Here is a 10,393-nt window from a genome sequence, read left to right as displayed (position 1 = left end):
GCTCAGCAGAGTGCCTGCGCCAGCAACCTACGTCAGCTTAGCAGCGCTGTGCTTCAGTACGCGGCAGACCATGAGGGAATGCTCCCCCTCACGAGTCACTCAAGCAGGAGCTCCTCTTGGGGAACCACGCTCATGCCCTACGGTGCTCTCCAAGCGCTGCGGGTCTGCCCTAGCGATCCACTTGCCAGTGCTCGTCGCGCCCAAGGGGGGACGAGCTATGCCTGGAACGAGAACCTACTGGGAGAGTTCGCCGGTTCCCACGATGCAGGAGGCGACTCTGAGGTTACGTATGAGCCTGCGGTGGGTGTCGAGCGGCTCAGCAAGCCGGCCCACACCCTTCTTCTGTTGGAGCAGAGCGCTGCCAGTGGGACGGACTCTCGCGGCGATCATATCCACAACCGGGCCTGGCAGCGTTTTCCGGGCAAGCTACTTGAGATGCTCCAGAGCGATCTGGCGCTCACGCGGCACTCCGGGGGCTTTCTCACGGTCTGCGCCGATGGCCACCTGCATCGCTTTCCTCCTGGCCAGCTTGAAGCCCAGGCACGACAGGGCCACGATCCCCTGCAAATCCCTCTCTGAAAGCTTACTTGTATGAAATCCCTACGCCTATTCTGCCTTTTTTGCCTCTTGATCTTTGTAGCACCTGTGCTGGCTCACCCGATGCAGGTGGAAGCCGTCGTGGCCAAGCTCCGGCCTCAGGAGAAGTTTCTCTATATCGAGTTCGTGGGCAATGTTCAGGACATCACCCAGATCCCTAGTGTGACGCTCGGTGATGAGCGCCGCAACCCCGATGGGACTTTCCCCGCCGACTTCCAGAAGAAGCTGGAGGGCTACATCAATGGCGGCTTCAAGCTGGAGCAGGCAGGCCAGCCTTGGCCCGGCGAGCTCACCCAAGTCCGCTACGACAATAGCCTTGATGTCACGCGCTCCCGTTTCACCCTCTCGATGCGCTACCCGCGCACCTCGGGGCAGACTCAGGTGCTCAAGATCACCAACACACTCTTTGACTACCTGCCCAACGCCGAGACCATGATTGTCGCCGGGGGCACCACGCAGCGCCTTAAAACCGGAAACCAGGCCACGATTAACCCCGCGGACATGGCGACCAACCTGATGCGCAATGTCCAGCAGTTTCTGATCTCGGGTATGGAGCATATCTTCACTGGCCCCGATCATATGCTCTTTATCTTTGCCTTCTTGCTGGCCACCACAAGCTTTAAGTCCATTATTAAGACCCTCACGGGCTTTACGATTGCTCACTCCGTCACTCTAGTGCTGACCACCCTGGGAGTCTTAAGCTTTCCTGCTCGCCTCGTGGATGTGATTGTGGCTCTCTCGATTGTCTTTGTGGGAGTCGAAAATATTATCGGTCTGCGTAAAGAGAGCGAGTTTAAGAAGCGCTTCTGGGTAGCAACAGGCTTCGGCTTTATCCATGGCTTCGCCTTTGCTGGCAACCTAAAGGACATGGGCCTGCCCGAGGGGAGTGCGCTGATCTGGAGCCTGCTCTCGTTTAACTTGGGTGTCGAGACCGCACAGGTTCTGATCTGCTGCCTTGCTTTCCCACTCCTTCTGCTCTGGCGAAAAGACACAGAGAAGCGGCGCGGCTCCAGCATGAACTGGAAGAGCATCCAGCTCATGCTCTCGGGGCTGATCGCCGGAGCGGGGCTCGTCTGGATGTTCCAGCGTCTCTTTGGCGGCTAAGATTATGCAATTTAGTTGCATTTGTTCATGAATTGTGATAAATTGATGGTGTGAGTTACTCTGTGTGGGAAAAAAATAGCGATCACACCCGCCCCGGCACTTTTCAGCCTCTTGCCGGGGCGGTTTTTTTTGAGAGAGGAAATCCATGAAAAAAGCCTTTACTCTGATTGAGCTTCTTGTCGTTATTGCCATTATTGCGATCTTAGCTGCCATTCTCTTTCCTGTGTTTGCCCAGGCTCGGGCCAAGGCACGGCAGGCGAGCAATATCTCCAATCTCAAGCAGATCGGGCTTGCTGTCTTGATGTATGTCCAAGACTACGATGAGACGATGGTGCCCTATCTGCTACCCCGTGTCGGTGGTGGGACGGTGTGGTGGCACGGGGTGACCCTGCCGACAAGCCCCCTGACCTATCGCCGCGAAGAGGGGCTGATCCAGCCGTACATGAAAAATGTCCAGATCCAGGACTGCCCCGTCGGAAAAGACATCCCGACGCCGTTTAACTGGGTCAATGGAGCGCTTGTCCCGGCCTACGGCACAAACTCGCTGGTTTTTGTGCAACCCACGCCGACGAATCCCATCACGGTGAGCCTTGCGGCTTTTCAAGAGCCTGCTAACACGATGCTGATGCTCGATGCAGTCAATGCCGTAAACCCGGCAGCGCTGACCAAGTCATTTTTCATCTCGCCGAACTGGACACGCAACGCGGCAGGTGCAGTGGTAGATAGTGGTGGTGCCAGTAGCCTCTCGCCGCGCGTGCACGGGCGACACTCCGGCAATACGTCGTGCGTGCTCTGGGCGGATGGACATGTGGCAGTCGCGCGTCCCCAGTTCCGCCCCACAGGCTCCGCCGCGATCAACGACAACCGTCGCGCTCGCAATGTCGGAGAGCTCTCCCCAGTCGCGATGCCCGCGACGATCACCGCCAGCGACCCGCGTCTGGTAGAGTACAACCGATTCTTTGCACTGGATAAGACCACGGGCCTATGAGACGACGAACTTTTTTGCTGGCAGCGCTCCTCGCACTTTTTCCCACTTCGACACGGGCACAAGCGCTCTTTCCCTCGGAGTGTTTTCCCATCGAGCGCCTGCCCGCTGTGCTACGTCCCAGAGCCGAGGAAGTACTCCTCAAGCTCCTTGACTCGGAGGGGCTCTACACGGTTATCGGAGGCATGAAGCCGATGTCGGGGGGCTTTGTGAGCCTCACTTTCTCGGCGGAAAAGCCTGACACGGCCAAGCTGGAAGAGCTGCGGCAAGTGCTTGGGGCACTCCACTGTGGCCCCAACCTGCGCTGCGATTTACTGGTCTTTCATACGGTCAATAGCGGCAAGCGCTACGCCGAAGCCGTGGCTTTCTCTCGCCCTGCTGTGAGTACGCTCACCCGCACCTACGAGAGCTACTTTGCACCTCTAGGAGCCACTCCGAGCGCCGATCCGCTGGAGATCGCGCTCACGGTGGAGCATCTTGAAGGCGCATCGCGCAACCGAGGGCTGGGCTATCTCTACGGCTATCCCAAGAGCGCCGTGGACTTTTTTGTGGCGGGGCAGGAAGAGTACGCCGTGACCAAAAAGATCACCCCGCGCGACTTCCGCCAGATCCCGACGTTTGGTCGTGAGACCGGCAGCTTTGTCTATGCCGTTCCCAAAGGTGCCCCTGAGACCGACGAAGACCGGCAGCTCAAGGCAAAGGCGGGACGGATTCTCGCCGAGTACAAAAAGCGCCGTGAGAGGTTTGTTGGCCCTGGCAAGCCCGGTATCGTGGCGCTACTCCGCGATTGGTTCACCAATGCGAAGGGTGAGTGCGCTCCCGAGAATGCTAAGTTTTGACAGATTGAATCAATCGCAATCAAATTGCTCTAATGATGGACTTGCATATTGGCAATACTACCAGTATGCAAACTGCAACCTCGGCTGCTCTTTGGATTGAAGGGCTCTGCGTTTCATACCAGACCCGTGCCTTTCAGCCCACCCGCCGCGTCGTTCATGATCTCTCACTCTCCGTAGCCCCGGGTGAAGTGGTTGGATTTCTGGGCCCCAATGGAGCAGGGAAGTCCTCAACCATCAAGGCCATTTTAGGCTTTCTCGCTCCCGAATCGGGGACGGTTCGGGTCTTTGGGCAGACGGCGGGAACTCCGGCCGCCAAGCAGCGCATCGGGTACCTACCCGAGGTGGCGCTCTACTACCCGTTTCTCACACCGCTGGAGACGCTCTGGCTCTATGGCAAGCTCCAGAAGCTGGGAGGAAAAGCACTCCAGCGTGAGTCCTATGAGCTGCTCCAGCGAGTCGGGCTGGAGGGCTGCGAGAAGCGGCAGCTTAAGACCTTCTCCAAGGGCATGCAGCAGCGCCTCGGGATCGCGCAGGCGCTACTCGGGAGCCCGGACTTACTCGTGCTCGATGAAGTGACCAGTGGCGTGGATCCTATTGGCCGACGGCACCTGCGCGAGCTCCTCGCCGAGGTGCGCGAGCGTGGCACGACGATCTTTTTCTCATCGCACGAGCTTGATGAAGTCGCCCAGCTCTGTGATCGGGTTGTGCTGATCGAGAAAGGCCGCTGCATAGACGAGCGCCAGATGGACGCTACCCTGCGCTCAGGGATTGGCTCCCCCCTCGAAGATTATTTTGTCACCACGATTCAGAAAGCCGCGTAAAAATATGAAGTTTAAGCTAACCGTCTGGGGCGCACTGGCCTTTGCTTCCTGCCTCGAATCACTCCGCCGAAAAGACCTCTGGGTCTCGGTGATCCTTGCCGTTTTGATGATCTCCGCCGCCGCACTGGTGGGCAAGTTCGGGGTCGCTGGCTTGGAGATGTTCCTCAAAGATGTGACGCTGACCGTGGTCAATCTGCTCTCCATGGTGCTTGCCGTGCTCTTTGCTGCCCGTCAGCTCCCCGAAGAAATTAGCCGCCGCACGGTCTACCCTCTGCTCGCACGGCCCATCACTCGTTTCGATCTGATCTTTGGCAAGTACCTCGGAGCTGTGGTGCTCTCGACGTTCGCACTGCTGCTCTTTGCGCTGATTGGCTGGGGAGCGCTGGCCTGCTTTGGGCTAAAAGTGGGGGCGATCTTTGGTCAGTATCTCTGGTTGCGCTTTCTCTCTCTGCTGCTGATCTGCGCACTGACAATGGCGCTCTCGGTCTTTCTCACGCCGCAGGCCACGGTGACGATGGCGCTCTTGCTGGCAGCAGGCTCGTCTACATTTGCCACGGCAGTCAAGTTGCTCCATGGGACGGCGGGGACGATTGGGCAGGGCGTGCTCAGCGGTGCGTACTTCGTGCTCCCCCAGCTTGATCTCTTCGATCTCTCCAAGAAAGTCAGCTACGGCTGGACCCCCGTGATGGGCTCCACCATACTCTTTCTCTTCGGCTACGCTATCGTTCACAGCGCGATCTGCCTGGCCCTGGGCACCCTGCGCTTCCGAAAGCAGGCTCTCTAGTGAAGCTAGAACTGACCGTGCTGGCGCTCTGCGCTACGGGTATGGGCCTCAGCTCCCAGCTTGCTACCCGCGCTCGCCCCGATCTCGCCGCTCCCACCGCGATGAGTACCGCGCAGCAAGAGAAGCTGGAGCAAGTGGCCTCCGCCTCGCTTTTTGGACAGTTTCGCTCCAGCATATCGGACTTTCTCTGGCTCAAGGTGGATAAGTACCTCCACCGGGGCGTGGACATGCGTGGCCTGACAAAAGAAGAAAAAGAGCGCGACTCCGCCGAGCGTGTCCGCAATGGCGCTTCCGAGGCAGGCCACCGAGAACACACCGACGAAACCACGATTGTTCCCAGCAAGAGTGGCGACTGGCGCGGCATCTTAGGCGATATCGAGCGCGACATCAAGCCTTTCTCCACCATGGGAGCCCATAGCCATAAAGACCCCCGCGAGGCGCTCCCCCTCTTCCGCCTGATGACCTGGAGCAACCCGAAGTTTATTCAGGGCTACACCACCGGAGCGGTGATGATGGCACGCGAGAAAAAAGCACTGGAAGAGGCTCTGGCATTCCTCGCAGAGGGGCAGCGCAACAACCCAGAGAGCATCGAGATCGAGGCCACGTTTGCCTTCTTACTACTCAAGGGCCAAGAAAAGCGTCACGCCGAGGCGGTGGCTCATGCGGAGAGGGGCCTCGCTAACCTGAGACACAAGGATCTGAAAACTCTGAGTGAGGAAGAAGTGACGGCATGGCAGGACTGTATCCGCTGGCGAGTTCTGTCCTACCGTGACTTAGGCCAGCGAGAGAGAGCAATTCAGGCCGCACGAGAGGGCCTTACACAGTTCGTGGATGACTCCACCTGCACCAAGCTCCTCAAAGACGAAGGTCTCTTTACCGGGAAGTAATAATGCAAATGACTTGCAAATGAAGCCGTGATGTGATACCTTTCTCAAATCCTATGGCTGTTTCCTTCTCCCGTAATCTTGACCAATTAGGCATGATGGCCTCTCTTGCCTGCGCAGTACACTGCGCCCTGATGCCGCTGTTTTTGAGTACACTTCCGCTCTTTTTGCAAGATGAGCGCTTGGAGTGGCTGCTTGTGGGAGCCACCGCAGGTCTTGGAATTGCCTCCCTGACACGAGGGTATAAACGGCACCGTAAAAAACTCGCCCTCTCTCTCTTGACACTAGGCCTAGTTCTGCTGATCTCCGGGCGCTTTGTCGAGGAGGCAGAAGGTACAGGGGGCATTCTACTCGTGGTTTTCGGGGGAATCACGGTCGCTTTTTCTCATTTTCTTAATCATCGCTTGCACAATGCACGACAATAAGAAGGTATGCTAAAAGGCATGAATCGTCGTACACTACTTCTGGGGGCGGGTGCCGGTCTGACGGGCTTGGTGACACGTGGACTTGGAGAGCTAGACCGTAGCGCCGTCGTCGAGGGCTACAGCAAGCTCCTTCCCACCGCGGCACAGAATACGGGTGAGGTTATCTTAGAGCTTCCCGAGGGCTTCTCCTACAACGTGCTTGGCCAACAGAAGACGCGTATGACCGATGGTCGACTGACTCCCACCCACCACGATGGTATGGGAGCCTTCCTGGTAAAAGAGAAGATTCGGCTGGTGCGCAACCATGAGATCCCTTACACCAAAGCGCGCCCTGGTACCGCGATTCTCCAAGACGAGCACGCCTATGACACCAGCGCGGGAGGCGGTGTCACCACGCTTACTGTAGACCCCGTTAGCCGTGAGCTGATCGAGAGCCATGTGAGCCTCGCGGGAACCCATACCAACTGTGCGGGCGGCGTCACGCCCTGGGGAAGCTGGCTCTCGTGTGAGGAGACCACGCTCGGCCCGACGCTCGGCAAAGACGATAAAGGCAAAGTCATCGGCGGCTTTGAGAAAGAGCATGGCTATATCTTCGAGGTGCCCGCTGCCAGCGACACACCGGTGATGCCTGTGCCGCTCAAAGCCATGGGCCGCTTTGTGCACGAGGCGATTGCTGTCGACCCGGCCACCGGGATTATCTACGAGACGGAAGACCGCACCAGCGCGGGCTTCTATCGCTTCTTGCCCACCAAGCCCGGACAACTTATCGAAGGCGGGCGGCTCCAGATGCTGGTCATTGAGGGAAAGCCGCAGGCCGATCTTCGTAAAAAACAGACTGTGGGTGAGCCGCTCGCGTGTCGCTGGATCGAGATTGACGATCCCGATCCCGCCGCCGCTTCCACCAACCCGCTGGCGGTCTATGAGGCGGGGAAAGCCAAAGGCGGCGCGACGTTTGCGCGGCTGGAGGGCTGCTGGTGGGGCAATGGCTATGTCTATCTTAATGCCACGACGGGCGGGGATAAGAGCCTAGGTCAGGTCTGGCGCTACCAGCCCCAAGGCGCAGACAAAGGCGAGCTGGTCTTGCTCTTTGAGTCCAAGTCCAAGAGTGTCTTATGGAACCCGGATAATCTCTGTGTCACCCCGCGTGGCGGCCTCGTGCTCTGCGAAGACACCTACGGCGGGGACTGCTACCTGCGTGGCCTCACGGCTAAAGGCGAGATATTCAACTTCGCCCGCAATGTCTACCCCGGCCTTGAAGACAGCGAGTTCGCCGGAGCCTGCTTCGCCCCCGACGGCCAGACGCTCTTTGTGAACCTCCAGCTCCCCGGAGTCACGCTGGCGATCTGGGGACCGTGGGAGCACGGCCCGTTTTAATACTTTGCAATTTTATTGCAATAAGAATTTGCTTTCAGTATAATGGCGATTGCTGGGGGAGAGAACTCCCCCAAGCTTTGGAAAGGCAACGCCATGAGTTTTTCTTTTTTTCTTCCCTTGCATCTACGAAAAGCCTTCACGCTTATCGAGCTTTTAGTTGTGATTGCTATTATTGCAATTCTTGCCGCGATTCTCTTCCCTGTATTTGCCCAGGCACGGGAGAAAGCACGCCAGACAGTCTGTATGAGCAATCTACGCCAGATCGGGATGGCCTCGGTGATGTACTCCCAGGACTACGACGAGCTGGTAGTTCCCTACCGCACCGGCGCATTTCCCGCCAGTGGGACGCGCACCGAGTGGATCCGCTACTGGTGGACGGGGCTTGCCCCAAATGGCACGCGGGTTGCTCCCGAGGGGCTGCTCTTTCCCTACATGAAGGGCGTCGCGATTGTCGCCTGCCCGACGTTCCAGCCCGTCGGGGCCGTGGCGGGAACCTACACAGGCTACTCCTACAACTACCGCTACCTCTGCGATGGAGTGCCGGATCGCTGGCAGGATCGCTTCTTCGACCATATCTTCTCGATCAGCCTCGCGCGGGTCACCGAGCCCGCCCGAACGGTTCTCTTAGCGGACTCGGCGACGCTCAATAGCGCAGGGACGGCCATCACCAGCACGGACTTTCTCGACCCGCCCACCTACCACCGTCCGCGTTTTCATGGCCGCCACAACGGCATGGGGAGCATTCTCTGGGTGGATGGGCACGTGACGGTTAAGCGTCCCTTCTTCCGTGCTACCAGCGAGCGTAACAGCGCCGCCCAGCTTGCCGTGTTACGCGCCAACAATGTCGGGGATCTCGATGAGGACCAGAGCATGGCTACCGACGAGCTCTTTGCGGCGACGAAGTGAAAAAGAAGCTCCGTCGCGCGTTGGGTAAGCTCCATCTCTGGCTAGGGCTTGCTCTTGCGCTCTACTTTGCGTTTCTAGGACTCACCGGGAGCCTCCTGGTCTTTGGCCGTGAGGTAGACCAGTGGCGCGAGGCCGAGGTGCTGCGCGTCGTGCCGCAAGGAGCGCCTCTGCCGCTCTCCAAAGTACTGGAGGGCTTCCGCGAGCGCTACCCCGAGCAAAAAGTGGGCTACATCAGCTACCCGCGCACGCCAGAGGGAACCTACAATATCCGCCAGAGCGAGACCGGCTGGAGCCAGCGCTACACCTATCTCAGCCCCTACACCGGACAGATCGTCGGGGAGCGCACTCGTGGCGGGACATTCTATGGCTTTCTGTGCTACCTGCACTTCTATCTGGCGATGGGGCAGCTTGGGTGGAGCGTCAATGGCTGGGGCGCGATCTTGCTCACCCTGGTGCTCTTGAGTGGCCTCTGGATCTGGTGGCCGACGATTCGCTCCCAGTGGCGCGTTCGCCTGAGTGTCCGCAAAGGCCGAGGCCCCCGTGTCCTCACCCACGACCTGCACAACGTCTTTGGGGTCTACCCGCTGGGTCTGATGCTCGCCTTTACCCTGACCGCGATAGTCTTCGCCTTCAAAGAGCCCAGTGAGCGCATCGTCTACGGCCTCACGGGGGTGCAAAAAGAAGCCCCTGTAAAAGTCGCCCTGGGCACGACCCCGCTTCCCCTCGATACGCTGGTGGAGATTGCGGACAAGGCTACCGATGGGCGTATCCAGCGCGTGAACTTCCCTAAGAAGCCCACCGAGCCGCTGGTGGTGCGAAAAGAGTGGGAGAACTGGAATCAGACCCGTGACCGCGTTGAGATCGCAGTAGACCCCTTCACCGGGAAAGTACTCCGCATCGACGACTCTAGAAAGTGGCCGCTGGGCCGAAAGCTGATCCAGTGGGCGATTCCTGTGCACTTTGGTCTGATCGGCGGCATGGCCACCCGCGTCCTCTGGGTGCTACTTGGCCTTGTCCCCGTGGTGCTGGCCGTCACGGGAGCGCTCCAGTGGTGGGCTAAGAAAACGATAAAACAAAAAAAATGACCAACTCCCTTCCCGTAACGGTGCTTTCTGGCTTTCTGGGGGCCGGAAAGACGACGCTTCTCAACCATATCCTTGCTAACCGTGAGGGCCGCCGTGTGGCCGTACTGGTCAACGACATGAGCGAGGTCAATATAGATGGCAAGCTGGTGCGCACCGAAGAGAAACTGGTAGAGCTGACCAATGGCTGTATCTGCTGCACGCTCCGGGAAGACCTGCTGATTGAAGTGGGCAAGCTTGCACGCGAGGGCCGCTTTGACGCACTGGTGATCGAGTCCACGGGAATCTCCGAGCCGCTGCCCGTGGCGGAGACGTTTACGTTCGCGGATGAGCTGGGCGTGACACTGGGCGATATTGCCCGACTCGACTCCATGGTGACGGTCGTGGATGCGCTGCGCTTTCGGCAGGACTTTCTCGCCGCGGACTATCTGGCCGAGCACGCGCTGGCCGCCCACGAAGCCGACGACCGCACGATCTCGGACTTACTCATCGAGCAAGTCGAGTTTGCCGACACGCTGCTACTCAACAAGTGCGACTTAGTGGAAGAGGCAACGCTCCTTGAGCTAGAGGCGCTCCTGCGTCGCCTCAACCC

General features: G+C 58.8%; 12 protein-coding genes. All 12 read left to right on the top strand.

Features of this window, described 5'->3' with window-relative positions; translation table 11 throughout:
- Positions 1–579, top strand: a 579-nt coding sequence (locus AC1XOS_RS14890) for a hypothetical protein (protein WP_481963013.1), incomplete at its 5' end; no start/stop codon positions are given.
- A gap of 48 nt (positions 580–627) precedes the next feature.
- Complete coding sequence (locus tag AC1XOS_RS14885) at positions 628–1,701, top strand: HupE/UreJ family protein (RefSeq protein WP_481963012.1); 1,074 nt, start codon at positions 628–630, stop codon at positions 1,699–1,701.
- A 145-nt stretch (positions 1,702–1,846) separates the two neighbouring features.
- On the top strand, positions 1,847–2,689 hold the full coding sequence (locus tag AC1XOS_RS14880) for a prepilin-type N-terminal cleavage/methylation domain-containing protein (protein ID WP_481963011.1): 843 nt from the start codon (positions 1,847–1,849) through the stop codon (positions 2,687–2,689).
- A complete protein-coding gene (locus AC1XOS_RS14875; protein ID WP_481963010.1) occupies positions 2,686–3,525 on the top strand; it encodes a hypothetical protein in 840 nt (279 codons plus the stop codon). The genes AC1XOS_RS14880 and AC1XOS_RS14875 overlap by 4 nt, the downstream gene beginning before the upstream one ends.
- 65 nt (positions 3,526–3,590) lie before the next feature.
- Positions 3,591–4,346, top strand: a complete 756-nt coding sequence (locus tag AC1XOS_RS14870) for an ABC transporter ATP-binding protein (RefSeq protein WP_481963009.1) — start codon at positions 3,591–3,593, stop codon at positions 4,344–4,346.
- 4 nt (positions 4,347–4,350) lie between these two features.
- Positions 4,351–5,130 (top strand): ABC transporter permease, encoded by a 780-nt coding sequence (locus tag AC1XOS_RS14865; RefSeq protein WP_481963008.1) that lies wholly within the window; start codon positions 4,351–4,353, stop codon positions 5,128–5,130.
- A complete protein-coding gene (locus tag AC1XOS_RS14860; protein WP_481963007.1) occupies positions 5,130–6,017 on the top strand; it encodes a hypothetical protein in 888 nt (295 codons plus the stop codon). Before AC1XOS_RS14865 ends, AC1XOS_RS14860 begins: the two co-directional genes overlap by 1 nt.
- Before the next feature lie 53 nt (positions 6,018–6,070).
- Positions 6,071–6,439: a MerC domain-containing protein gene (locus tag AC1XOS_RS14855; protein ID WP_481963006.1), complete on the top strand. Its 369-nt coding sequence runs from the start codon at positions 6,071–6,073 to the stop codon at positions 6,437–6,439.
- Between the two features lie 18 nt (positions 6,440–6,457).
- Positions 6,458–7,813, top strand: coding sequence for an alkaline phosphatase PhoX (locus AC1XOS_RS14850; protein WP_481963005.1), 1,356 nt, complete (start codon positions 6,458–6,460; stop codon positions 7,811–7,813).
- Positions 7,814–7,906: 93 nt separating this feature from the next.
- Entirely contained in the window at positions 7,907–8,719 is an 813-nt protein-coding gene (locus tag AC1XOS_RS14845) for a DUF1559 family PulG-like putative transporter (protein WP_481963004.1), read from the top strand.
- Positions 8,716–9,804 (top strand): PepSY-associated TM helix domain-containing protein, encoded by a 1,089-nt coding sequence (locus AC1XOS_RS14840; RefSeq protein ID WP_481963003.1) that lies wholly within the window; start codon positions 8,716–8,718, stop codon positions 9,802–9,804. The genes AC1XOS_RS14845 and AC1XOS_RS14840 overlap by 4 nt, the downstream gene beginning before the upstream one ends.
- A partial coding sequence (locus tag AC1XOS_RS14835) for a GTP-binding protein (protein WP_481963002.1) occupies positions 9,801–10,393 on the top strand: 593 nt, incomplete at its 3' end. The genes AC1XOS_RS14840 and AC1XOS_RS14835, both read left to right, overlap by 4 nt.

Source organism: Armatimonas sp., from assembly GCF_964826245.1.
This window is presented reverse-complemented; position numbering and strand designations above follow the sequence as displayed.

Bases quoted from the DNA above. Each gene is read 5' to 3' on its own strand.
- AC1XOS_RS14880 (WP_481963011.1), top strand. From the start codon at position 1,847: ATGAAAAAAGCCTTTACTCTGATTGAGCTTCTTGTCGTTATTGCCATT.
- AC1XOS_RS14875 (WP_481963010.1), top strand. From the start codon at position 2,686: ATGAGACGACGAACTTTTTTGCTGGCAGCGCTCCTCGCACTTTTTCCC.
- AC1XOS_RS14870 (WP_481963009.1), top strand. From the start codon at position 3,591: ATGCAAACTGCAACCTCGGCTGCTCTTTGGATTGAAGGGCTCTGCGTT.
- AC1XOS_RS14865 (WP_481963008.1), top strand. From the start codon at position 4,351: ATGAAGTTTAAGCTAACCGTCTGGGGCGCACTGGCCTTTGCTTCCTGC.
- AC1XOS_RS14855 (WP_481963006.1), top strand. From the start codon at position 6,071: ATGGCTGTTTCCTTCTCCCGTAATCTTGACCAATTAGGCATGATGGCC.
- AC1XOS_RS14850 (WP_481963005.1), top strand. From the start codon at position 6,458: ATGAATCGTCGTACACTACTTCTGGGGGCGGGTGCCGGTCTGACGGGC.
- AC1XOS_RS14845 (WP_481963004.1), top strand. From the start codon at position 7,907: ATGAGTTTTTCTTTTTTTCTTCCCTTGCATCTACGAAAAGCCTTCACG.